Consider the following 25,572-nt stretch of genomic DNA (forward strand, 5'->3'; position numbering starts at 1 on the left):
GAATTATCCTTGGCTGGATTAAGATAAAAATACAATAAAAAAGAGGATTGCGCTATGAATGAGCAATCACAAAGATCTACAGCATCAGGGATAGGAGGTTTATCAATGAATGTAATCGAAGTCCAAAATATGAGTAAAAACTTTAAAAACAAGAAGCTTTTTAATAAATTTTCTTTGGAAATTGAAGAAAATACAGTCCATGCTCTTGTGGGGCCCAATGGGTCTGGCAAGACAAGTCTCCTTAGAATCCTCACGGGTCTTTATGACCAAGATGGTGGAGAGGTAAATGTTAAGGGAAGTCATGCAATGTTACTTGAAAATGACTACTTGTATGAAGATAAGACAGGGCTCGAAAACATTAAATTGTATGGCTTGTATTTTGGCTATGGTTTGGATAATTACCAAAAATATTCTGACTTACTAGAACTTACAAATGATCTGGATAGAAATGTTTCAACCTATTCTAAAGGCATGAAGAGGAAATTATCTTTACTAATTATTGTAATGATGAATAGGGAAATCATATTTTTAGATGAAGCAACAAGTGGAGTTGATCCAATATCAAGAGTTGAGATTCGAAAACTCATAAAATTATTAAAGGATGAAGGTAAGACCATCGTTCTTACAAGTCATGATCTTTCTGAAATTGAAAAGGTGGCTGACAAAGTGTCCATGATAAAATCAGGAGTCTTACTTTTTACGAAGGACATAGACGAAATTCAAGGAGAAAGTTTAGAAGACTTATTTATAGAGGAAGGTTCAAAATGAAGGATAAGATGAATATCAATAGGGCTTGTCGCTACTATTTAAGAAAAGATAAAGATTTTATTTTGAATTTATTATTATTTACCTTGATTTCTCTCGGCTTTATTTTTTTACTGTATAAGGGCATGTTTGATTCAAGAGGAAATGATTATATTGTATTGATGTTATACGTGCTAATGCTTGGAATTTCACTAATTATGTCTAATTCTATGGTTGTCAATTTAACAGTCAAGGATAAAGTCAATAAACGGATAGAATTTATCCTATCATCAGGTATAAACATAAAAGATGTGATAAAAGCCTATGCAATAGAAATGTGGCGCCTATCTTCCATTGTTCCCTTTATATTATTTTTCCTATCCTATGTCCTATATGACTATAAGATCGAATTTAAGTGGATTGTGGGCGTATTTGTAACAATGATAGGGATGACCTATTTTGAAATCCTATTTTTTAACCTTATATCTTTATCCCGAAAAAACTTTAAGTTTTTCAAAAATATAGTTTTCTTTGGAACAACAATTTTAATTTACATGATAGGCACATTTTCAGCGAAGATTCTATCATTAATAGAAAAATCTAACCTAAACCTTATTTATATCATCTTAGGAATAAATATAGGATTAGCCTTAATCTTTGCAATATTTTCTATGAAAGATTTGTCTAAGATCAACAATGAATCTGTCATTAACAAGGAAGGGTCCTGGTCATGAAGTTAGTTATGAAGGATTTAGAAAAGCTTTTAGATAAAAATGCCCTTTTAATGTCACTTATGGCACTCATCTGTACATTTATTGCCTTGTTTCTTTCTGATGGAGGAAACCAAGAAATAAACAAGGTCATAGATATAGTTAAAATTGATGGGATTTTAATCCTTTTTGTCCTATTTGGTCTGGAACTGTCTAAAAACACCTTGGTGGAAGATAAGATAAGCAAGAAGCTTGAATTTTTACTTGCAAATGGACTTTCTATAGGAAAAATTCTAGGCAAATATTTCTTTAGCATCTATTTTGCAACCTTGATCATAGTCCTTCCAAGCCTGATATTAAACCTAGTGAAACTTGATTTAAGCCTGATCCTTGCCTTAAACTTAATCTTATCAAGTTTGCTTTACACTCTAATAATCGTCTTGATTATTCTTTGCACTCGAAATATGAATAAAGTAAATTCTCTCCAAATGCCCTTAATCGGGCTATCCCTAGCTGTCATGATAGGATGTGGCCTAGTCTATAACTTTACAAATTCCTTGGTCTTTTATTTAATGACTAAGTTTTTTATCCTAGGCTCCATCAGTATAATTTTGGGTATAAATACGAAAAAAGAAAGGATTGTAGTTAGCTACTATTAGTTATGTATAAGAAATTAGAAAAAATTGTAATCAGCCATTTAATGATCATTTTATTTTGGGGCCTTCTTTTTAAAAACAAGATCCTAGTAGAGGAGGGGCCAATTTTAAATGCGATTTCACTTATTTTATTTTATACCTTATATGGACTGATCTATACAGAGATTTCAAATAAAAAAATACCGGGAAGATTTTCTATTTTGGCTGTTGTTACATCCCTTTTACCGCTGGGCTTGATTTTAATAAATGACTTGCCCTATAAGCTGGTCTTCGCCCTTATAAGTATCGGCTCAACAAGCCTATTTATGAAAAAATACCTGGTCTTAGAGAATGTAAAATATATAAATATCCTACCGATTTCAAGAAAATCGAGTCAACTCTTTACCCTGGGCCTTATATTTTTTATTTGTGGAGTGACCTACCTATTTGATATAGACCAGCTAATAATCAATATATTTATCCAGATAGTTTTTCTTATGATAGAATGTTTCTTTATCCTATTTTTAAAGGAAAAAGAATTAGCCTTTGAGAAAACCTTCAAACTCTACTACCTATCAGACTATATGGCCAGAGAAAGAGATGAATTTGCAAGAATCATCCATGACGATATTTTGCAGGACATCTATGCCAGTAAAAATTTTCTATCTTCAAAAAATCCGGATATAGGATATGCAAAAAATATTTTAAGAGGACTTGAAAAGAAGGCAAGAAATATCATGAAATTCTACCAATCTTCTTTGTTTGAAAAAGCAGACTTAGAAGGGTCCCTCTTAGCCATATTTGATAATGTAAGCTCCCTATATCCTCATAAAAATATTGAAATTACGAAAGGTATAGCAAGTGACCTAACAGAAGATAAAAGACTCATTCGATTGCTTTCGATCATATCAAAGGAACTGATAAATAATGTTTACAAACATTCCCATGCAAACTATTTATCTTATAAGCTCTATAAAAAAGGAAATTTCGTCTATATAGAGATGGAAAGCGATGGTGCAAGCCCAGATGACTATAATAAAATTAAGGACTCCAAAAGAGGGGTCTTGCTGCTTAATCTTTTAATCGATTCAAATGCAGGAAATATTTCTTATGGGTTAAATAAGGATATCCTTTCAACAAGAGTTTGCTTGGAGGTGGACCAGGATGAAAATTATTTTGTTGGATGACCATAAACTATTTGGGGCATCTCTTAAGATGCTTTTAGAAGAGCAAGAAGATGAAATCTTATGTGACTATGTGTCAACCACTTGCGAGTTTTTAAATAGGATACAAAAAGAGGCCTATGATATTTACTTAATCGACATAAATCTAAAGGATGAAAAGACGGGGCTTGATTTAATTAAAGATTTGATGGATGATGATCCCAAACAAAAGATAATCGTTTTAACATCTTATGATTTAGACCATTACAAGGATATGGCTTTTAAGTTAGGAGTCAGGGATTTTATAAATAAGTCTGTGGAAATTGAGGAACTTTTAGAGAGAATAAAAAATGTATATAGGGGAAACCATAAAAAAATAGACAAGTACATTGCTGATCCCCTGACCCAACGAGAGATAGAAGTCCTAAAAGAGCTCATAAAGGGTCAAAACAAAAAAGACATTGCCAGGAAGCTTTTTATCAGTGAGAGAACCCTCTATAACCACATTGCCAATATATACGGTAAACTAAGTGTCAATAATATTGTTGAAGCCTACAATAAGGCCATGGAGCTAGGCTATATAGATCCGGTTATGTAAAATTTATAGGATAAAAATAAGATATCAGTTTATAGAAAGGGGGAACTTTCATGTTGCTAATATTCACTTTGGCCTTTTGCCTAATTTCATATGTCTTAAAAATAAATGCATTCTTAGCATATTTTTCCTATATCTGTGGACTTACAATAGTAAAAAGTTTCATTTCAGATAGTTTAAAAGACCTCTTTATCATAAGTAAATCCACAAAAATATATACAAAAATAGGCTTTGCCCATTCTTTTATTTCAGGAAGTTCACTTTTAATCATTTGCTTATATTATTCCATAAGGGAGTATAGCAGTTTTTCTTATAAATACATGATTCCAATGATTCTAGTGAATTTTCTAATCTATAGGTTTATCTTTTGGGATATGTCCTATGTAATGGATAGAAAGATTTTGAACAAGAAGATAAGATCGGATTTTTAACAGAAAAGGGGAAGAAAAATGGGAAATAAGAACCTATGGCTACTGTTAACGATATTAGGATTTATGACACTTGTAGTTTCAATATATATGTCCTATAAAACGGGGAAAACGGAATACGCATGGATCATCGGCTCAGTGCTTTTTGGCATAGGAAGTGGAGATAAGTATAAGAAGTTGAAAGAAAAATAAAACGAAGGTAAACTTATCTAACCATTGAGACATTACTGAGACGAGTAAAAGATGGATAAATAAGAGTTTAACCCAAGACAAATGAGATCTAAATGATTTGACAACATATCTAGGATTGTGTATTATACTAGATAATAGTACCCGACACGCCTCTTAACAATGCGGACCAAGTCGGGTCTTTTGATTATAAGGAGAAATAATGTGAAGGAAGTCTCATTAAGATCCTATAGATGTAAACGAGCAAATAGAAAATTTAATATCTTTAGGTTTAGAAATAGATGATGATTAAAAATACAGCTCCAAGTGAGCTGTTTTTTATATTAGGCAGAATGGTATAATAAGATTAGTGAAATTACTGATAAGGGTGGTACTTTAATAGGTATAGATAAAATCAAAGATTTTAGTCAACCTGAACTAGAGGGTAGCTATGTACTATAATGCTTTTAAAAGAAAGTACGAAAATGACCAGGACGGGATTTATATATTCCTTTTGAAGGAAAAAACCTACTCTTACTTAAGTTTACATAGGCTGAACAATCCAAACAAAGAACACATAGGGGATTTGACCTAAGTCTATGCTATAGGAGGGATATATGTCTTTACATAGTAAAAATAGATATCTTCCTATACGGGGCTTTACTAGAATAGTCATACCGACAAGTCATTAAACATAGCTCCGAACCAAGGCATTGCCGCGGTACATGAAGAATAAAAAGAAAGTTATAGCTATATAAGCAAAATCAGAGCCTCCATAGGAGGCTCTTTTGTGGTATGACGGGCATGTCTTAATGCTGGGGTGAAAATCCTTACAGAGCGTAGTTACCGACGAATCTAATAGCGACTTGCAAGTTTTAGGTGGCGACATCTAGGAGAGAAGAAGCAATAGCGAAATCGTGGCTTGACGAACAGGAACAGAATACAAGGCGTAACAGGTGGGCAAGCTAGCCACAGATAGCAAAGACCCAAAAGGTAACCGTAAACCCAAGGCGTAAATTCTGCAAGTAAACGATGAAAGTATTAGAACTTATCCCGTGAGGTCTCATAGACGACACAGTAGTAACAACGAACTATGAGAAGTCAGCAGAAGTCATAGTAGGTGGAAACACCGAAGGACTGAACAATTTAACAGCATAAGCAAAATGTATGTTGCATAACAAATCTGACAGAGAAAGTAGAAGAAACGTAAATGAAATCAAAATCTCACACCTAAGAAATAAGTTATGCAAGCGGAAAGGAGCAAGTGCACACATGGAAGATAAAATAATAAGTCAAATCCTAAACCCAGAAAACATGCACCAAGCCAAACTAAAAGTCATCTCCAACAAAGGAGCATCAGGAATAGATGGCATAAGTGTAGAAGAAATAGATGAATACATCAAAGAAAACTGGACAAGGATAAGACAAGAAATAATCGAAAGACGTTACAAACCACAACCAGTACTTCGAGTAGAAATACCAAAAGCAAATGGAGGAAAAAGAAAACTCGGAATACCAACAGTAATGGACAGAATAATCCAACAAGCAATCGTACAAATACTAACCCCAATAATAGACAAAAGATTTTCTGAGACAAGCTATGGCTTTAGACCAGGAAGAAACTGTCAAATGGCAATAACAAAAAGCCTAGAATACTTAAATGATGGATTCGAATGGGTAGTAGACATAGACCTAGAGAAATTCTTTGACAAAGTGCCACAAGATAAGCTAATGAGTATAGTTCATGAACATATCAAAGCACCAGACACAGAATCACTAATCAGAAAATACCTAAAAGCGGGAATAATGAACAAAGGCATATACGAAAAAAGTGAAATAGGAACCCCTCAAGGGGGCAACCTATCACCACTACTAAGCAACATCATGCTAGATAAACTAGACAAAGAGCTAGAAGCAAGAAAACTTAGATACACAAGATATGCCGACGATTGTTTAATATTTGTAAGAAGTAAAGCAGCAGCAACGAGAGTAATGCACTCCATAACAAGATTCATAGAAAAGAAACTGGGCTTAAAAGTAAATGCAGAAAAAAGCAAAATAACAAAACCAAGTGGAATAAAATATCTAGGATTTGGTTACTGGAAAGACAATAAAACAAATACATGGAAAGCGAGAGTCCACGAAACATCATTTAGCCGATTCAAAGATAAAATAAAGAAACTAACCACAAGAAAATGGTCAGTATCCTTAGACTACAGAATCAAAAAGATAAATGAAGTAACAAGAGGCTGGATAAACTACTTCAAAATAGCAAACATGAAAAGCAAACTAAAAAGATTTAGTGAACAACTAAGAACCAGACTTAGAATAATCTGTTGGAAAATGTGGAAAGTACCAAAGAAAAGACAATGGGCGTTAATGAAGATGGGAGTAGGAAAAGACCTGGCAAGACTAACATCTTATTGTGGAGATAGGTATTATTTTGTAGCAACAAAAACCTGCTTAGTAAGAGCAATTACAAAGGAAAGACTAGCCAAAACAGGTTTAGTCGACCCATACGATTACTATATAAGCAGGTCATGTGTAAATTAAATTGAACCGCCGTATGCCGAACGGCACGTGCGGTGGTGTGAAAGGGGCTAGATCTTAGCCCCTATTCGATTTAAAATAAAGTTAGGAAAAGGCCTTATCTTTAGATTGAGCATAGAGAAAAATCCACCATTTAGACTTAGGAGGAAATCTTATGAAAAAGCCAACTTATAAGGAATTCTATGATGCTGTTGTAGAAGATTATAGGCCATCGAGTATGCTTACGGGAGAAGCCTTTGATAAAGCTATTAAAGAAAATGAAGGCATCATTAGGGGCGATTATGAAGAGTTTTGTGAGAATATCGATGACGGGTATGCTGAAGAAATGGGTTGGGAATTGAAAGACAGAGCATCTGCCACTTCTTACAACCTCTACATGCTCATTTAAGTAAAGCCAGACCTGCTAGCCAGTCTAGACCTATGAATGGACTGTTTAGAAGAAGAATATGGATCAATAGTTAAGATAATATTTTGAATGCAATAAGATTAGGCTTCGAGGTTAGGTATGAAAAAACTATTGAAATTTATATCAATAAGTGCGCTTGTTATTCTGGCAATCCTAGCTATTGGACTATACCTAGTAACTAGGCCAAGACTGATAGCGGAATCATCTTCCGAGGACAAGAAGTATTGCCTATCTTTTATAGAAACGGACAGTCCTGCCTTCTTTGGTTCATCAGAGGTAAGGATAGAACTAAGGTCCAATGGCCGGGAAAGGACAGAAAGGCAAGAAATCAACACCTCCATAGCAAACGATGGAAAATATCTTGATGAGACTAATTGGAGGGTAAATTGGGAAAAGGACCATGTGGAAGTAATCCTAATGGGAGAAGAGCAGGGAGATGAGAGTATAAAAATCTACTATATACAGACAAACTTTTAAAAAATTATGAATTTCAAAAGATGATGGTAGAAGAAAAAACATCCGGCATAACACAATCGAGGGTTATCTAGCTCACCTTATAGAAAGAAGGATAGGGACCAAAAAAGGCCCCGAGACGGGTAAACAAAGGATGCCCTAAAGACGACCCAACTGGAAATATCCAAGAAAGACGAGAATAGGAAAACCTAAAAAGCTAATAAGATTATAACCGTCATAGGTCAATAGGGGGTTTAAGATGATAGAGCTTCAACTCAAGAAAAAAGAAATGGAGATTATCCAAAGAGAGTTGGGAGAACTCCTAGATAAGATTGGAAACATAACCACCAGTAACAATAGCTTACAATTTAAAGAGGAAGAAGATAGACAAAACTTCTTATCGGAGCTATTAGTGGCGAGTTCAGAATATATCACTGAGGAAGGAATCGAAAAAGAAGGGATAGAAATCGAAAAGATCCTAGACAAATATTTTGTAAACTAAGAAAACATAATGCACGAAGCTTTACCAGTTATTGGTAGGGCTTTTTTAATGGGAGTATAGTTCACGCTGTAAGCGTCTATACTTGGGTCAAGATGGACGGCCAAGGGCCCTTAAGCCCAAAGATTTACTGGAAAACGGAAGCAATGTAGCTAGGAAGATGGCCGACTTGGGGTAACGCACTCCCACTGCCAGTGCATCCTGGAGGTACTGCTGGGAAACCACATTCTTGACGAAAAAGAAAACATAGGCCTGGTGAAAGATGAAAAAGCCAAAGAAAAGAAAGATAATTATTTTATCTATTCCTACTACTGCGCTTTCCACACCTATTCGGCCTTAGAGAGTGTTTAGTGGCTTTTTATAGAGCAATTTTATATTTCTATACGAGATATTATGGGACGTAACCTTGTTGTTCTAACTGAATATAGAACATCACTTGGATATAGAAATAGATTAAGATGAATGACTTGGTGATTGTATAGAAAGTCTTTAAAACGAATAAATAACTAGAAAAAATCTCCCCTGTATTTAACTGGGGAGATTTAAAATTTATCCAGGATATCATGGTGTCCAATGTCTACAAGAAAGATCAATTCATTATTTTCATAAAACCAAATAATTCGAAGATCCATATTAATAGAAGATTCCCATATACCATCACTAGCTTGTATTTTCTTCGTTCTTAAAGATGGGTGAGTAGGATTTTCTACGAAAAATTCAAGTTTCTTTTTTGTTTGTTTCTTTTCAGAATCGGATAGTTTTTTGTAATGTTTTTTAAAGGCTTTTGAATAAGTAATTTTATAGGACATTACTTATCTAATTCCTCAAATAGAGAGTCAATGGAATCAAAGATTGGTTGATCTCCATTTTTTATAGATTCTTTGATTTCTTTTACCTGAGCTTTTAAATTTTTTATGACATGTTCTGGATAGATTGCCACTGGAACCAGTACAATTTTTCCGTTATCTTCAATTACTTCAAATTGGTCACCTTGATTTAATTCCATAGACTTTACGATGTCTTTTGGAATAGTGACTTGTGATTTAGCTTTTAGTTCAACTAACATAAGAACCTCCTCTCTGGTTAGAAATTCATACTTTCTAACTAGATTTTAATAATTCCGAAGAAAAAAGTCAAGTGGAGAGTAAAGCTGCTAGAATGAAAGCAAAAAAGAAATCCTCCTATTTATAAGCATTATGAAAGAGTATGAAGACTTATAAGAAAAAGATATCTTAATAAACACCCACTATGTGAATGTGTTTAAAAGAAAATAGAATAAATGAGCCAGAGGAAGTAGGGCGTCTACCTCCTTTGGCTCATTATGGTTCCAGTGATGAATAAAATCTTATGAGTCTATGAAAATCTTACGATTCCAAAATACAGACAGAGCCAGGAGGTAGGCTTAGGAATCTTTTTTAACATTATACACTTCATCCAAGAACTCTTGAATGGTGTATCTTCTGGAGTCTACACATTTATGTGCGACAGGACGATATATCAGACCGAAACGCTTAAATTCCATATTGACAAGTATGAGTGGATAGGTGTCATTCCAATCTACACACTTAAATCCCTCAGATTTTAGAAATCTATAAAATGCCTTTCTATGCTTAGGATTCCTATCATAAACACCATATGGAATGGAGATAGGTTCTTCCCAGTAAGCATCATTGCATCTTTTCGCATAGTTTTCGTAATAAACTTCCATTAACATTTTTTTCTCCTTTCAAACTTTAGAGAAGAAAAAAGCACCCATCGATAGATGGATGCAAGTTTAATATGTATCCATCGTACAAGCATTAGCACCTTTCCAAAAGGTAGGTTGCTGAAGGGTCGATGAGCTTGTCTCTCGCCTTCTCTTTATGGTAATTTCATTTTATCACATTTCATTTCACTTGGCAAAATAGATATTTTGGATAAAGGGTTGCAATCTATACGACTGATTTTTCCGGCAAAGATGTCACTTTTTCATGGATAAAAACCCTTCTTCTAGACTTGTTAAAAGAAGAAGTCAAAGCACTTACACTTGTAGGTGCTTTTTAATTTTTAGAAGAAGGTAGTAGGTTTTTTCAAAAAATTTTAACCCGATACAATAGTTCAATAAAAGAAGACAATTTATAAGCAAATCTATAAGACAGAATAAAAATCCTAAAAATAGGGTATGATAGTAAATAGAAATCAAATAAAAAAAAGGAGGAAAAGTATGAGATTCGAAAATAAAGTTCTTGTGGTTACTGGGGCTTCTTCCGGTGTTGGTAGGGCGACTAGCCTGATGGCAGCCAAAGAAGGAGCCAAGATTTATGTAGTGGCTAGAAGGGAAGAAAGGCTCCTTGCCCTTGCAGAGGAAGTAAAGTCCCTAGGCTGTAAAGGCCAAGTCATTCCTGTGACTTGCGATATTTCTAAGCCAGAAGACGTAGACAGGCTCTTTGAAAAAGTAAAAAGCGAAAACGACAAGTTGGACGTCCTCATTGCCAATGCTGGTGTCATGGATAAATTCGAACCAGTAACCACCTGTACAGAAGAAAATCTGGACCGGATTTTCTCCATTAATGTCAAGGGAACCTTCCGACTCTTCAAGGGTGCAATTCCCCTTATGAAGGATGGCGGGGCCATTGTGGCTACCACCTCCATTGCGGGTATCCGGGGTGGCAAGGCCGGAGTGGCCTATACCATGTCCAAGAGTGCCATCCATGGCCTGGTGAAAAATACATCAGCCATGTATGCAAACGACAAGGTTCGTTGCAATGCAGTAGCCCCTGGTGGGATTGCCACTGAAATCCTGGAAAACTTAAGCGATGTAGACGAAAAGGGTATGGAAGTGGTTATGAGAGGACCAAAACTCGACAAGATGGTGGCCAGCGCTGAAGAAATTGCTGAAAACCTCCTCTTCCTTGCATCAGACCAAGCGTCAAATATCACAGGACAGATCCTGGTGTCCGACGGCGGTCTGACTGTTATGTAGGTCATAAGAACTAAAAGAGCTTGTCTTTGACAGGCTCTTTTTCTTTTAAAGCACTTTGAAAAAAGATTTTAAAAATAATCTAGAGCCAGGGAGGACCTGTTTCCACCTACTGGCTATACAAGTGAAAAAAACCACCAGCTAATTTTTCAAAAAAATCAGGGCTCCCAGGGGAAGCCCTATTTTCTATGTTTGATAAAATTTCAGCCTAGTCGTCCTCAATGACAAAACCCGTAATACGTGACTGTATTGCAAGTTGAGTTCGCGTTTTAAATCCTGTCTTGCTAAGGAGGTGGGCTATGTGCGTTTTGACTGTGTTTTCCGATATGCCTAATTTACTTGCAATTTCATCGTTGCCCACTCCTGTTGTGAGAAGGCGAAGGACCTGGATCTCTCTTGGAGTAAGTTGTGACGAGCTTACCTGTCCCAGCTTGACTTCAGGTGTTTCGTCGGGATAGATGGATTCTCCATTTAATGTTCTTTCAATAATTTCTAAGATGGTCTCTTCAGACACTTCCTTGTACCAAAAACTTTCGATACCAATTTCTTTTGCCCTATCCATCCAGGATACTTCCGGCATGCTGGTAACGGCGATGATTTTAAGTTCCGGCTTTAGCTTCTTGATCTTTTCTGCTGCATCGAGGCCGTTTGAACCATCCTGCATCAGTATGTCCATAATAACCAGGTCGAGTTTAGTATTTAGCACATAGGTATCTGCAAACATGGCGGTATCGACGCAGTAGACCACTTCGTAGTCGGGGCATTGGCTGATGTATAGTTTAAACATTTCTCTGGAGACGAACTGATCGTCTACAATCATTATTTTATAGGTCATAGTTTCCTCCTTTTGGCCAGGATAGGTCCAAGGTGAATTGTGGATTAAGTTCTATATTCATCTTGCCACCAAAACTTTTGATCCTTTGATGGATGTTTTTGAGTCCGCCCTTTTCTTTTATCGGTTCTTTAGATGGGATGCCGTCGTTTCTTATCTTGCAATAGATATTTAAATCGCCTTCATCTAACTTAATCCATAGATTTTTAGCTTGACCGTGGCGAATGGCATTGTTAAGTGCCTCGTGAACTATATCGACCAAGAGAGTTAGATCGCCTTCGTCCTTAGGAGTTTCGCCGTCCAAGTGGACAGCAACTCCTATATCTTTTGCGGTGGAGATCAGTTTTTCGAAATTTGCTTCATTCTTCGAAGAATCTTCCTTTTCACTTAAGAAATCATCTTTTTCATTGAGCATTACGAGACTCTCCATCCATAAGTTTATGAGTTTGTCCCGATCTTCCTTGGTCTTTTTGTCCATATCCAAGTATCGTTTAAAATAGATTAGAGACTGACCGATCTTGTCGTGGATTTTGATTTTTGCCTGCAAGATTTCCTTCTGCCTCGTGTACTCTGCCACGTTCTTTTGGTATTCTTTGAGACTTTTGTTAATCTTTTCAATCTGTCTATTCTTTTCTTCGATCTCTTGGTACAGACCCCACTCAAGGGTGATTTTATATGCCAAGGTTTCCCTCAAATTGTCGTGAATGAGTATTTTTATATACCAAATATCTCCCAGAGCTTCTACTATGAGGGGATCTCGTTGCAAGATGCGGGCTTCCTTTTTTATTTTATTGTTTTTTATATCTTCTGCACAGACCACATCGTTTACTAGCATGTTTCCGAAGACTGCATAGCTAATATCCTGCATTGCTCTGTTGACCAAGAGGGGCCTACCGTCCAACCTTGAAAAACAGATACCATCAGGAAGATTGTCCATACTTTCCTTGATAGAGTTTTTGCCGATGGTGTTTTTAATACTCTTTGTAAAACTTATAGTAAAGATAATTTCAAGGGAGCAGAGGAACAAATCGAAGATTATAAATAAGTAAATGGGAAGGTCTAACATAGGTTTTGCAATGTAGAGTCTGCCGGTTCCAATCTCTGCCAAAATTTGTATCGAGAAAAAACTCAATGAAAAGATGAATAAACTATGTATAAAATACTTGGCATGTACTTTACTATTTGCTGTATCGACAACAATCTTTACACCTGCAACTAAGATAATGGTGTTAAAGATAAATAAAAGGGCAAGTTGATAGATGTTTAGATTTATAAGAGTCATAGATGCCTCCTTCTAAGAGAAATACATAAATTTATTTCATCCTCTGTTAGGTCCTCATCAATCAATATTCCGCGATTAGCATAGGTGTCTTTATATTTACTTAAGAAAGATTTCGGTTCTACGCCGGTAATTCTAATACTTAGGGTAGGTATACGGTCCTTTCTATATAGACTCACCTGGAGAATGTCGATTTCAGGCATATAAAATTCTAAAGCATATTGAAAAATTTCGTAGAGATTAAGACAGTACTTGGCATCGAACATCCCGCTCAGTTCCCAATCTATATAGGTATTTACATCGCTTAGTTTCAAATAGTCGAGGGATTCAGAAAATGCAAGTCTTAGCTCTGCAAGCTCTAGAATCTTTTTATTCTTCGTAATAAGGAATAGATTGGAATATCTCTTTATATACACGTCTAGAAAACATGCGTGTTTTAATTTTATCTCAAACAATTCTTCATCTTCAGGTAGGTGCATCAAGATGTATTTAAGCTGATTAAATTGAGGTCTCAGCTTCATGAGAATATGCTCTCTAATCTCTCTTTGTTCCTCCACCTGAATCATATTCTTCTCCAAGGCGTTCTTCGCCCTTAGAAGTTCGTTTTCGTTTAGCATGTCTTCGCTCAGGGAAAGGAGTTTTCTCTTTAGATTGTTGAAATCGCTAAAATCTACAAACCAAAAAGATTTACCACCCTTGATCTTTGCACTTTCAAGCATGGTATTTTCATCGATAAAAATTGGATTTAATAGTGCATCTTCAATGAGATATGGCTCGATATCTCTATACATTTTTGGGCTGAAGATCATTTTGCCATTTAAGTCCATAATCCCAATATTTAGAGAAGAAAGCTGCAAGAATGATTCATATCCTCTGTTGGAAGGTAGAAGCCGCATAAATACCAGGGATTCAATAAATAATACCACCATTAAGATATTGAATTCTGCACTTTTGAAAATAATTTTAAAGTATTCGAAATTTTTCCAACCAATCATGTATAGAAAAGTATATAGACCCCAGATGATAAGTATAAAGATAGGCAGATTTACAGAAGCTAAATTTCTATTTTTAAAGGAAGGAAGCATTGTAAATACTAAAGTGCATAGAGAAAGGAGTCCTATGTAGATAATTACGAAATAAAATACGGGGCCATACATGTGGAGGCCCCTTACATTGGGGTCAAGAGAGAAGACGAGTCCGTGGTAGTCGTTGGTTAGGATCAGGATTGCAGTTATGTAAGTAGGTATCCAAAGAAGCTTCCAATGCTTGCTTATATTTTCTCTCTCTGATTTACCGACGTGAAGAGAAGTGAGGAACACGAGATGAGTTAAAACAAGTGGAAAGACAAAGTAGAAATTTCTTATAAGTCTTACTGCGTCTTCATTTCCAATCAAAATTTCGTACTTAACAGTCCTCACCGTAAGGTAACAGATGAGAAGTATGCCGATGAGTTTAAATTTTGTGACGATAGAATGTCTAAGGACTCTACTGATCATATTGTGCATCCACAAGAAAATGACAACTGTATAGAGAACAAGCACCATGGTATGCACAGGGAAATTCACTAAATTATAAAAATCCAAAGCATGCAAAAGGCATGCGGCTAAAACCAAAAATATAGAAACGATATAACTAATGATTTCTTTGCGATACATAGCACCCTCCTTCCAAAAATGAAATAAAATTTACTCGATTGGTAATTTAACAAAATAAAGAAATGATTAAACTAATTATATCAAAAAGAATATATTTATTCTAATTCGAAAAAAATTAAAAAAAAATCATACTTTCGGGTGATGTGCAAAAGAAAATAATTTTGTAAGATAAAGACAGAAAGTGAAAAATGGTTCCATACAAGCAATAAGGAGGGATTTGTGGCAAAGAAACAGAAGAAAATTAAACTCCTACTAGTGATTCTCGTGGCAATACTTCTGACTGGATTTAAAGAAGCAAGTGAAGTAAAGATTTATGTAAATGGCAAGCGAATTAAATCAGACCAGCCACCGATCATTAAGACTAGCAGAACCTTATAAACGAAACTGGAACCATGGTCTTAAAATATAAGCTGGTAAGCGATACATTTGAAAGAATTTATTAAAAATTATTTAATTTAAGGAGGAAAACATGGGATTTATCAAAGCATTTACAGGCGCATTAGGCGGCACATTCGCAGATCAATGGAAAGATTTTTACGGACCCATGGAAGGAGCCCCGGCAACTGCGGCAGTGTTTCCGGGAGTAGCAATGGGGACGAACAAGGATAGAGGAGAAAATTACAAAGGAAATGACAATGTAATTACCAATGGAACCAGGGTCATCGTTCCGGAAGGAACCGCCCTCGTAACCATCCAAGACGGAGCAATCACCGGCATCATTACAGAAATAGGCGGATATATTTACAGCACAGACGATCCAAATTCAAAATCCATATTTTCAGGGGACGGACTGATGGACTCCTTAGTCAAAACATCCTGGGAAAAATTTAAGTTTGGAGGCATACCGGCCACGAACCAACTGCTCTTCTATGTAAACCTAAAAGAAATACCAAACAATCGATTTGGAACGCAAAGTGAAATCTATTGGGACGACGCCTTCTTCGGCACCCAAGTAGGAGCAGTAACCAGAGGAACATACACGCTTCAAATCGTGGACCCAATCTTATTTTTAAAAAATTTCGTTCCGGTTAAATATCTAAGTTCCGGAGCGCCAGCCTTCGATTTAAGCGATATGGATAACGAAGCTTCAGAACAACTATTTAACGAAGTAGTTGGCAGTCTATCAGCAGCATTTTCAAACTATACCAACGACCCAACCAGGGGCAATAGGATGAGCAAGATCCAAGGAGATCAAATTGGATTTGCAAAATCTCTATCAGCTGCAGTTGAAGACGGTTACGAATGGAGAACCACCCGCGGTTTAGAAATTGTGAAGACAGCCATCTTAGCCATCGAATATGACGAAGACACCAAGGAAATGATGAAGGATGTCAAGAGAGCCGATGCACTTTCAGGCTCCCGTGGCAATTCATTTATGCAACAATCAGTGGCAAGAGGTATGCAAGCCGCAGGAGAAAATGGTGGCGGAGCAAACATGGCATTTATGGGAATGGGCATGAACGCAGCAGGAAATATGATGGGTGGAGTACAGCAGCCAAACGCAGGAAACTCCTACCAACCTAATTTCGGTGGCGGAATGAACCAAAACCAAGGATACCAAAACCAAGGATACCAAAACCAAGGATACCAAAACCAAGGACAAAACCAAGGCTACTATGACCAAGGTCAAAACCAAGGACAAAGCCAACCACCGGAAGATCCAACAGAAAAATTAATCAAGATGAAGAAACTTCTCGAAGCAGAAGTCATAAGCCAAGAAGAATTTGACAAGATGAAGAGAGAATTACTGGGACTATAGGTGATCTTATGAAGGATGATGTAAAGATAATAGATATGTCAAGCGACTTAAAAGACGGTCAGATCAAGTGTCCTAAGTGTGGCGCAACAGACATAGAGACCAACAACAAGACCGGTAAGCTCAGATGCAATTTCTGTAGAACTGAATTCGAACCGGAGCTCGCACCGGAAGACCAAGATATAAGCACATTGGAAGGAACCACCATGGGAAGTGGGGCAGCAGACATAGACGAAGCAGCGGAAAGCATGGTGACAGTTAAATGCGAAAGCTGTGGCGCAGAAGTCGTCATAGACACCAACACCACCACCCAAGCAAGGTGCCACTGGTGCCGCAACACACTATCTATCAACAATATCATACCCAATGGAGCAGTGCCGGATGTCATCCTTCCATTTAGCGTCACAAAGAGCGACGCACAAAGAGAAATAGAGGACTTCGTCAAACAGAGAAAATTCTTCGCCCATCCTAAATTTACAAGAGAGTTTACCACAGAGAATATCTGTGGAGTCTACCTTCCATACATGCTGGTGGACGTCAACGCCCACATGCACCTAAGGGGCGAAGGCCAAATAGAAACGAATCGTTACGAAGTCGGCACAGGGGACGACAGACATACAGAGTACGACGCAGATAGCTACGCAATTGAAAGGGACTTCGATATATTTATAGACGATCTGTCCATAGAATCTTCCAGCGACAAATTGGACTACACAGCCCAGGACAAAACTACAAACATCATAAACGCCATCATGCCCTTTGACACAGAAAACTCTGTCAAGTTCAACGCCAACTACATGAAAGGCTACACATCAGAGAAGAGAGATAGCAATATCGATTTTCTAAGAGAAGCAGTCTTTGCACAAAGCTCCGACGTAGCAAGACTTGCGGCAAAGGAGACTGTGGAAGAATACGACAGAGGCGTAAGATGGGAAGACGAAGACTACAAGGTCAAAGGCGATTCCTGGAAGGCAGCCTACCTACCGGTGTGGCTCTACAGCTATATGCAAAAGAAAAACGGAAAAAACCTCCTTCACTACGTGGCAGTAAACGCAAGGACCAAGGAAACCATGGGCAGCGTACCAATAAACTTCACGAAACTATTCTTCGTCTCAGTATTAGTAGAAATTTTAGGCGGACTAGCAGCCTTTGTCTTAAATCTAGTGGCTGAAATGAGCATGTTTGACGATACAAAATTCCAAGACTCAAGACAGTTCTTCTGGTTGCTATTAGTATCAGGATTCGTCTTCTTCTTCACAATCTACGCAAGGTATAGAAACTCAGACGAAAGACACTACTACGAACTAGAAACCAAGCACGAAATAAGTAACCTAGTTTGCCAAGATAACTACTTAAGAAATATAAAAGGACTTGTAGAATCTTATATCAAAGGCGAAAACTCAAGTGAATTAAAGGGCAACAGGCTCGATCTAACCAAGGACAAATACCTTAAAAAAGCAAAAGAAAAGGGAATCCTAGATGAAGTCGAAGAAAATAAAAAGAGGCTAAAGGAAACTTTTGACAAGACGGAGGTAAAGTAAACGGATTAGGAAATGAAAGGAGATCATTGTGGGACGATTCGGTAAAAAAGAAAAAATAGAAATAACCGATCACTTCCATAATTCATACTCCTGGAAAAACGGGGAAGGACAAAGGCACTCCGCATTTGGGGTGGTTTTGTATTTTTTCAAATCTCATCCTTTCGGGTGATGTGCAAAAGAAAAAATTTTATAAGATAAAGATAGAAAGCTAAGAATCCATTTCCATACAAGATAAGGAGGGGGAAAAATGAAAAAGAAACGAGAAAGACCCATCGCAATGCTACTAGCAATTATGATGCTCGTAATGAACTTAATTGTAAGCCCAGTTTGGGCAGCGCCGGGAGATGTTGCGATAAATGAGACAAATTTCCCGGATGAAACATTTAGGGAATATGTAAAGACAAAATTCGATACGGACAAAAACGGCATCTTGTCACAAGAGGAATTGAATGACGTGACGAGTATCGAGGTGAGGGATAAAGGAATCACGACTCTTCAAGGGATTGAATACTTTACCGGGCTTATGGGGCTTGATTGTTCAAAAAACAAATTGACCGCTTTAAACCTAAGTAAAAACACAAAATTATCATCCATTTACTGTGAGAAAAACCAATTGGAGAGTTTAGACTTAAGTCATAACAAAGACTTAGGAGTTATTATCTGTCGCCAAAACAAATTGAAGACTTTAGACTTGACGTATAATACAGAATTAAGAAGGCTTTTATGCTCTATAAACCAATTGACTAATTTAGACTTAAGTACAAACTCAAAATTAACAGAAATTGATTGTGCATCAAACAAATTGAAGACTTTAGACTTGACGAATAAAACAAACTTAGAAGAGCTTTATTGTGACCAAAACCAATTGACTACTCTAGAATTAACGAATGACACAAAATTAAAAATTCTTAGTTGTAGGTATAACCAATTGACTACTCTAGACTTGACGAATAAAACAAACTTAGAAAAGCTTTATTGTGATTCTAACCAATTGACTACTCTAGACTTGACGAATAAAACAAACTTAGAAACTCTTCATTGTAGAGATAACCAATTGGCTACTTTAGACCTAAGTACAAACCCAAAATTAAAAGAAATTAATTGTGAAAAAAACAAATTAAGTGAATTAGACTTAAGTCATAACACAAACTTAGAAACTCTTGACTGTAGCGATAACCAATTGAAGACTTTAAACCTAGATACAAACACAAAATTAAGTCATCTTTATTGTCACTCTAACCAATTGGCAGCCTTAGACTTGAATGATAACATAGATAGCATATCTTTTTATGGACCTTATCAAAAAATCTATGTCTCACTTCCGGTAGACAGCACAAGCTTAGATCTTGCAACACTGGCAGATAACTTTGATTCAGAAAAGGTGAGTGATTTAAAAGGACAAACTATTACAGGCACTACTTTGTCACTTGATGGTCAGCCGAAGGAAGTGTTTTACAAATACAAGGTTAGTACAAACCGTGAATTATGGGTGACATTGAAAATCATCTATGGAGAAGCATTTAAAGTAACATTCGATAGAAACAAAGGATTGGGCTATATGGATCCTCTTAGCTTAAAAGCAGGTTCATCATATGAATTACCAACTTGTTATTTTACTCCACCGGAAGGAAAAGTATTTGATAAATGGGAAGTAAATGGAACAAAATACGACGCAGGTGATAGTATAACAGTAAATGGGGATATGACTATTAAGGCTATATGGAAAGTATTTGAAGAGATAGCCATATTAGAAATAAACGAAGATACCTTCCCAGATGCAAACTTTAGAAAATATGTTTCAGAAAAAATTGATACGAGCGGTAATGGCACTTTGTCACAAGAGGAATTAGATGCGGTGACAGCGATCAATGTAGAGAATAAAGAAATCACAGATCTTAAAGGTGTTGAACACTTTACTGAACTGACAAAGCTTAATTGCAATAATAACAAATTGACTACTTTAAACTTGACGAATAACACAAAATTAGAAAATCTTTCTTGTTTGCATAACAAATTGAAGTCTTTAGACTTAAGTCAGAACACAAACTTAAAATCTCTTGACTGTAAACAAAACCAATTGACTGCTTTAAACTTGACGAATAACACAAAATTAATAAGACTTTATTGTTCCTATAACGACTTGACTACTTTAGACTTAAGTAAGAACAAAAACTTAGGAACTCTTTACTGTAACCATAACAAATTGACTAATTTAGATTTAAGCCAGAACACAAACTTAACATGGATTAATTGTCAAGATAACCAATTGACTAATTTAGACTTAAGTAATAATTCAAAAGTTAAGAGATTTGATGGATCTGGTCAAGTATATGATATTAAAGTAAGTGGTAGTACCTTAAAATTTGACCTTAAATCACTACCTGGTAAATTTGATTCATCAATGGCAAGTGACTGGGTTGGTGGCAAAGTTGACACTGTTGACAGTAATATCTTGAATTTAAACAATGATCCAAAACCAACTGAAGTGAAATATAACTATAAGGTTAACAACGGCGACAAAAATATAGATGTTACTTTAAAGGTTAAATATGGAAATTTTGTTACAATCACATTTGATGCAAACGGACACGGCACAGCACCAGCAGATATAACTGTAAACAAAGGCGAGCAAGCAACAGCACCAGCTGAGCCAACAGATGCTAATTACGATTTCGGTGGTTGGTATAAAGAAGCTGAATGCACAAATGCATTTAATTTCTCACAAGTAGTAAATGATAATATAACACTTTATGCAAAGTGGACAAAGAAAACACCACCAACACCAGTAACAGTAACAATCACATTTGATGCAAACGGACACGGCACAGCACCGGCAGATATAACTGTAAACAAAGGCGAGCAAGCAACAGCACCAGCTGAGCCAACAGATGCTAATTACGATTTCGGTGGTTGGTATAAAGAAGCTGAATGCACAAATGCATTTAATTTCTCACAAGTAGTAAATGATAATATAACACTTTATGCAAAGTGGACAAAGAAAACACCACCAACACCAGTAACAGTAACAATCACATTTGATGCAAACGGACACGGCACAGCACCAGCAGATATAACTGTAAACAAAGGCGAGCAAGCAACAGCACCAGCTGAGCCAACAGATGCTAATTACGATTTCGGTGGTTGGTATAAAGAAGCTGAATGCACAAATGCATTTAATTTCTCACAAGTAGTAAATGATAATATAACACTTTATGCAAAGTGGACAAAGAAAACACCACCAACACCAGTAACAGTAACAATCACATTTGATGCAAATGGACACGGCACAGCACCAACTCCATTAACTGTAAACAAAGGCGAGCAAGCCACAGCACCAGCTGAGCCAACAGATGCTAATTACGATTTCGGTGGTTGGTATAAAGAAGCTGAATGCACAAATGCATTTAATTTCTCACAAGTAGTAAATGATAATATAACACTTTATGCAAAGTGGACAAAGAAAACACCACCAACACCAGTAACAGTAACAATCACATTTGATGCAAATGGACACGGCACAGCACCAACTCCATTAACTGTAAACAAAGGCGAGCAAGCCACAGCACCAGCTGAGCCAACAGATGCTAATTACGATTTCGGTGGTTGGTATACAGAAGCTGAATGTACAAATGCATTTAATTTCTCACAAGCAGTAAATGATAATATAACACTTTATGCAAAGTGGACAAAGAAAACACCACCAACACCAGTAACAGTAACAATCACATTTGATGCAAACGGACACGGCACAGCACCAGCAGATATAACTGTAAACAAAGGCGAGCAAGCAACAGCACCAGCTGAGCCAACAGATGCTAATTACGATTTCGGTGGTTGGTATACAGAAGCTGAATGTACAAATGCATTTAATTTCTCACAAGCAGTAAATGATAATATAACACTTTATGCAAAGTGGACAAAGAAAACACCACCAACACCAGTAACAGTTACAATCACATTCGACAAAAACGGTGGTAGCGGAACCATGGCAGATGTAATTAAGACTAAAGACGAATCATACACATTACCAGCATGTGGATTTACACCACCAGCAGGCAAAGAATTCAAAGCATGGCAAGTAGATGGAACAGAAAAGAATGTTGGCGATAAGATAGTATTAAATGGAGATAAAAATATCAAAGCGGTATGGAAAGATATAGGAAGCCTTCCACCTACTCCATATACACCTTATCCATGGACGGTATATCCGGGATGGTACTACAACTTCGAACCACCTAAAGCAAAAGAAGAAAAACCGGCAACCAAAATGGAAATGGACTGGAAAATAGAACTTGCAATTGGAATAGGCACAATCGATAGAAAAATAAACGGAGCAGATTCAAAGATTAAGATGGACGTGGCACCATATATAAAAGATGGCAGAACCATGTTACCAATTAGATCTGTGGCAGAAGCCTTAGGCTTTGAAGTAGAATGGAATAAAAGCACTAGAACAGTCGTACTCAAGGACAATACCACAAGAGTAGAAATCCCGGTAGATACAAATAAGATCATCGTAAATGGCACAGTCTACACAAGCGATGTTAAACCGGAAATCAAAAACAACAGAACCATGCTTCCAATAGCAAACATTGCAAGGGCGCTTGGTCTAAAGGACGGCAAGGACATCATCTGGAATAGCAAGTCTAAGACGGTAACCATCTATAGATCCATCCTAGTAAAATAAAAGATTCACCCTTTAAGACTAGATAAGAAAAGTAAAAACGGTTTAGTCAGCTAGACCGTTTTTACTTACATAAGCTTGGACAAAGTTTAAGCGTAGATTTTCATTCTGTACTACACTTATAGTTAAGCGGAAATGTGAGGGATATTATGAAAAGAAATTTTAAATTTTTAATTATTTTTATGGTGGCGATGGTGGTTCTTGCTGGTTGCGGAAATGGTAACAGCTCGGCGAGGGTAGAAAATAAAGATGCAAATGCAAATTCTGCGGTGGAAAATTCTAAGGAGACTTCTAAAGTTAAGGAAAATTTAAAGCCTGTTGACGGAGCGGTGATCGGTTCAATGTCTTCCTACGTTGAGGACAGAGAAGTTTGGAAGGACTTCGTCGATGAAAAATACATAGATTCTGCCAAGAGGGATTTTGGCATCCACCTGCCTAGGATTCTTTTGGATTCTAAGGACGCCAAAGTGGCAAACGATGAGATTGATGGCTTGGTAAAAGATATAAAGAATCTATATACTACTCATAAAAAGGATATGGTAGATGACGATATTGGAATAAACTCCTCTTTTTCCGTTTACCAAGATGACCATGTGCTAAGTGTCATGGTGGAAGTTGCCAATATTTGGGAGGGCGAGTTTCCGATTTACAGAGTGTTTAACTTCTCTCTTCCTGATGGAAAATTAATAAATGACCAAGAGCTTATGAAGAGCATGGGCATAGAGAAGGAAGAGATCCTGGGGATGATTGAAAATAGTGTGCGTGAGGAACAATCCATGGCTGCGAAAATCTACTATAAAGATGTAACTGATTCTTCCTACATCTATAATCCTTGCAACCAGACCGGAAATATTCTAAACGATCTATGGGATAGTTACGATTACAAAAATCGCCAAATTTTTATAGACGAAGTGGGCACACCTACACTTGCCTTTACTCAATATTTAAATATGGACATGGGACAGCTGCCGGATCTTCTAAAACTAAAGATAGATAGATTCAATAAAAGTGGGATTTCAGATGAATATTTAAGAATGGCAAGAAGACTCGGTGTCGATCCAAATAACGAAAAGTACAAGGCCTTTGTTATCTATCTCGGCTCTGCTTACGATGAGAATACCTTGAAAGCTCCTCTTGAAAAGTTACATGCTTGGACAAGTATTTTTACGAATTACGAAGATCCAAACCTGCTTATTTCAATGAAAGATGGCGAAGTCGGCGACAGACCATACTTAAATGGACAGGAATGTTATCTAGTAATTCCTAAGTACAAAAACGCTTCAGTTTCTCTAAAGGAACTGGAAATTACTAAAGATGGAAAATTAAAAGAGGTTGAAAATCTGTACCTAGACGCCCTTTCAAGCAGTGGAATCACATTTGTCATGCAAAATATAAGTGACGTCGCTCCAAATGGCAAGATCACCATCAGGTACAGAGACGATACTTTTGCGTTCTCCCCTTCAATCAGTCTAAAGGACGGCAGTTTGGTGTTACCGGATGAAGTAAAAGATGGAGAAGGGATCCTCGATTGGAATGGTTTAGTTAAGGAGGAAGGCGATTCACAAACTATGTTTGATAGAATCATGTCCATAATGGGCAAGGGTTGATTCATAATCGAATAAAGGATATGAAAGGGGCAATTTATGAAGAAAGGAAATTAAGTAAAAAGAAGAAGATAATCTGATGAATCCTTCTACGATGAATACCAAATCCATTGGACTCGAGAGGGGGTGCAAGATAGTCAAGGATCAAGAGCTTACAAAGGCAGTCGACGATGCCTATCAGCCGAATTTCAGTGGCTAGTCTCAGTAGCCACAAGAAAGTCAAAACATAGATCCTGCGGAAAAGTGAATACAGATATAAAAATTTAAGGAGGTAAAACGATGAAAATGAAAAAGAAGATAGTATTGACCATTGCTCTGTGATTGATCGTATCCATGGGTATGACAGCCTGCGGAAGTAAGGGAAAGAGCAGTGCTGTTCAATCCACGAACAAGGTAATCAGCGTAACCCCTACAGATGGCTATGTGGCAAAGCCACAGGAAGGTTATGAGCAGATCATGATTTTCCCAAAGGACAAGCAGGATGATAACGACACCGAGTATATACAAATTGACGCAGTTGATCCGGACGGAGCGCTCAATTCTTTGGTGGGCTTTACTCTCAAGGGATATAAGGAAGGAACGACGAATTATACCATGGACCAACTTAATGCCGATCTTGACGCAAAGGCAAGTGAGGAAAAGGCAGCAGGTGTTGTAGGCACATTTGACAACAAGACCAGCGTGAAACTTGGAGAGGTGGATTATGTCAAATTCGATTTGACAAGAAATGGAGCTGATGCAAACGAATATTACGGCCTTGTGGACGGGACCCCCGTATACATTGCTGTCGTCGGGCTCATCGACAAAGATGGCGTAAGCGACATGCTGAACTCTATAGAGTACAAAATCGAGAAATAGACAGTCAACAATGATCTTAGTCGCCTTTATTTTGTCTAAGATGGATCGTCAAA

General features: G+C 37.0%; 24 protein-coding genes and 1 riboswitch. Of the genes, 17 read left to right on the forward strand and 7 right to left on the reverse strand.

All coding sequences use genetic code 11. The features are described from left to right. Positions 1-105 precede the first annotated feature (105 nt). From BQ7400_RS00565 to BQ7400_RS00610, 10 genes are all read left to right on the forward strand, one after another. A complete protein-coding gene (locus tag BQ7400_RS00565) occupies positions 106-768 on the forward strand; it encodes an ABC transporter ATP-binding protein (protein WP_072469102.1) in 663 nt (220 codons plus the stop codon). Further along, positions 765-1,478: a beta-carotene 15,15'-monooxygenase gene (locus BQ7400_RS00570; RefSeq protein WP_072469103.1), complete on the forward strand. Its 714-nt coding sequence runs from the start codon at positions 765-767 to the stop codon at positions 1,476-1,478. Before BQ7400_RS00565 ends, BQ7400_RS00570 begins: the two co-directional genes overlap by 4 nt. Next, a complete protein-coding gene (locus BQ7400_RS00575; protein WP_072469104.1) occupies positions 1,475-2,113 on the forward strand; it encodes a hypothetical protein in 639 nt (212 codons plus the stop codon). The genes BQ7400_RS00570 and BQ7400_RS00575 overlap by 4 nt, the downstream gene beginning before the upstream one ends. A gap of 2 nt (positions 2,114-2,115) precedes the next feature. After that, positions 2,116-3,276 (forward strand): sensor histidine kinase, encoded by a 1,161-nt coding sequence (locus BQ7400_RS00580; RefSeq protein WP_072469105.1) that lies wholly within the window; start codon positions 2,116-2,118, stop codon positions 3,274-3,276. Beyond that, positions 3,254-3,850 (forward strand): response regulator transcription factor, encoded by a 597-nt coding sequence (locus BQ7400_RS00585; RefSeq protein ID WP_072469106.1) that lies wholly within the window; start codon positions 3,254-3,256, stop codon positions 3,848-3,850. The genes BQ7400_RS00580 and BQ7400_RS00585 overlap by 23 nt, the downstream gene beginning before the upstream one ends. A gap of 446 nt (positions 3,851-4,296) precedes the next feature. Continuing rightward, positions 4,297-4,467: a hypothetical protein gene (locus BQ7400_RS10545; RefSeq protein WP_180371933.1), complete on the forward strand. Its 171-nt coding sequence runs from the start codon at positions 4,297-4,299 to the stop codon at positions 4,465-4,467. 1,248 nt (positions 4,468-5,715) lie between these two features. Continuing rightward, positions 5,716-6,996: a group II intron reverse transcriptase/maturase gene (gene ltrA / locus BQ7400_RS00595; RefSeq protein WP_072469108.1), complete on the forward strand. Its 1,281-nt coding sequence runs from the start codon at positions 5,716-5,718 to the stop codon at positions 6,994-6,996. A 151-nt stretch (positions 6,997-7,147) separates the two neighbouring features. After that, complete coding sequence (locus tag BQ7400_RS00600) at positions 7,148-7,381, forward strand: hypothetical protein (RefSeq protein ID WP_072469109.1); 234 nt, start codon at positions 7,148-7,150, stop codon at positions 7,379-7,381. A 117-nt stretch (positions 7,382-7,498) separates the two neighbouring features. Beyond that, positions 7,499-7,876: a hypothetical protein gene (locus tag BQ7400_RS00605; protein ID WP_072469110.1), complete on the forward strand. Its 378-nt coding sequence runs from the start codon at positions 7,499-7,501 to the stop codon at positions 7,874-7,876. Between the two features lie 235 nt (positions 7,877-8,111). Beyond that, on the forward strand, positions 8,112-8,354 hold the full coding sequence (locus tag BQ7400_RS00610; RefSeq protein WP_072469111.1) for a hypothetical protein: 243 nt from the start codon (positions 8,112-8,114) through the stop codon (positions 8,352-8,354). Between the two features lie 87 nt (positions 8,355-8,441). Here BQ7400_RS00610 and BQ7400_RS00615 read toward each other — a convergent pair whose 3' ends face one another. The 4 genes from BQ7400_RS00615 to BQ7400_RS00630 all read right to left on the reverse strand — a co-directional run bounded on the left by BQ7400_RS00615 (position 8,442) and on the right by BQ7400_RS00630 (position 10,065). After that, a complete protein-coding gene (locus BQ7400_RS00615) occupies positions 8,442-8,675 on the reverse strand; it encodes a hypothetical protein (RefSeq protein ID WP_072469112.1) in 234 nt (77 codons plus the stop codon). Positions 8,676-8,893: 218 nt separating this feature from the next. Continuing rightward, positions 8,894-9,160 (reverse strand): type II toxin-antitoxin system RelE/ParE family toxin, encoded by a 267-nt coding sequence (locus BQ7400_RS00620; protein ID WP_072469113.1) that lies wholly within the window; start codon positions 9,158-9,160, stop codon positions 8,894-8,896. Beyond that, complete coding sequence (locus tag BQ7400_RS00625; protein WP_072469114.1) at positions 9,160-9,417, reverse strand: AbrB/MazE/SpoVT family DNA-binding domain-containing protein; 258 nt, start codon at positions 9,415-9,417, stop codon at positions 9,160-9,162. Before BQ7400_RS00625 ends, BQ7400_RS00620 begins: the two co-directional genes overlap by 1 nt. Positions 9,418-9,753: 336 nt before the next feature. Beyond that, a complete protein-coding gene (locus BQ7400_RS00630) occupies positions 9,754-10,065 on the reverse strand; it encodes a hypothetical protein (protein WP_072469115.1) in 312 nt (103 codons plus the stop codon). Between the two features lie 68 nt (positions 10,066-10,133). Continuing rightward, positions 10,134-10,220: riboswitch (SAM riboswitch) on the reverse strand. Between the two features lie 334 nt (positions 10,221-10,554). Between BQ7400_RS00630 and BQ7400_RS00635 the strand changes: the two genes are divergently transcribed. Continuing rightward, positions 10,555-11,313, forward strand: a complete 759-nt coding sequence (locus BQ7400_RS00635) for an SDR family NAD(P)-dependent oxidoreductase (RefSeq protein WP_072469116.1) — start codon at positions 10,555-10,557, stop codon at positions 11,311-11,313. A 205-nt stretch (positions 11,314-11,518) separates the two neighbouring features. Here BQ7400_RS00635 and BQ7400_RS00640 read toward each other — a convergent pair whose 3' ends face one another. The 3 genes from BQ7400_RS00640 to BQ7400_RS00650 are packed head-to-tail and all read right to left on the reverse strand — an operon-like array spanning position 11,519 to position 15,076. Beyond that, complete coding sequence (locus BQ7400_RS00640) at positions 11,519-12,145, reverse strand: response regulator transcription factor (RefSeq protein WP_072469117.1); 627 nt, start codon at positions 12,143-12,145, stop codon at positions 11,519-11,521. After that, entirely contained in the window at positions 12,135-13,424 is a 1,290-nt protein-coding gene (locus tag BQ7400_RS00645; RefSeq protein ID WP_072469118.1) for a sensor histidine kinase, read from the reverse strand. The genes BQ7400_RS00640 and BQ7400_RS00645 overlap by 11 nt, the downstream gene beginning before the upstream one ends. Next, complete coding sequence (locus BQ7400_RS00650) at positions 13,421-15,076, reverse strand: hypothetical protein (protein ID WP_072469119.1); 1,656 nt, start codon at positions 15,074-15,076, stop codon at positions 13,421-13,423. Before BQ7400_RS00650 ends, BQ7400_RS00645 begins: the two co-directional genes overlap by 4 nt. 219 nt (positions 15,077-15,295) lie before the next feature. Here BQ7400_RS00650 and BQ7400_RS10550 point away from each other — a divergent pair, with 219 nt between their 5' ends. The 6 genes from BQ7400_RS10550 to BQ7400_RS00675 all read left to right on the forward strand — a co-directional run bounded on the left by BQ7400_RS10550 (position 15,296) and on the right by BQ7400_RS00675 (position 25,519). Continuing rightward, positions 15,296-15,454: a hypothetical protein gene (locus BQ7400_RS10550; RefSeq protein WP_156101891.1), complete on the forward strand. Its 159-nt coding sequence runs from the start codon at positions 15,296-15,298 to the stop codon at positions 15,452-15,454. A 91-nt stretch (positions 15,455-15,545) separates the two neighbouring features. Beyond that, entirely contained in the window at positions 15,546-16,835 is a 1,290-nt protein-coding gene (locus tag BQ7400_RS00655; RefSeq protein ID WP_072469120.1) for an SPFH domain-containing protein, read from the forward strand. Positions 16,836-16,843: 8 nt separating this feature from the next. Then, a complete protein-coding gene (locus tag BQ7400_RS00660) occupies positions 16,844-18,373 on the forward strand; it encodes a TFIIB-type zinc ribbon-containing protein (protein ID WP_072469121.1) in 1,530 nt (509 codons plus the stop codon). 247 nt (positions 18,374-18,620) lie between these two features. Beyond that, positions 18,621-23,060, forward strand: coding sequence for an InlB B-repeat-containing protein (locus tag BQ7400_RS00665; RefSeq protein ID WP_072469122.1), 4,440 nt, complete (start codon positions 18,621-18,623; stop codon positions 23,058-23,060). Between the two features lie 146 nt (positions 23,061-23,206). Further along, the gene (locus BQ7400_RS00670; RefSeq protein WP_072469123.1) at positions 23,207-24,664 is read left to right on the forward strand and encodes a hypothetical protein; all 1,458 of its coding nucleotides are present in this window, start codon (positions 23,207-23,209) and stop codon (positions 24,662-24,664) included. Positions 24,665-24,982: 318 nt separating this feature from the next. After that, the gene (locus BQ7400_RS00675; protein ID WP_245759395.1) at positions 24,983-25,519 is read left to right on the forward strand and encodes a hypothetical protein; all 537 of its coding nucleotides are present in this window, start codon (positions 24,983-24,985) and stop codon (positions 25,517-25,519) included. The last annotated feature ends 53 nt before the right edge of the window (positions 25,520-25,572 follow it).

Source organism: Urinicoccus massiliensis (assembly GCF_900120405.1).
GTDB classification, from domain to species: domain Bacteria; phylum Bacillota; class Clostridia; order Tissierellales; family Peptoniphilaceae; genus Urinicoccus; species Urinicoccus massiliensis.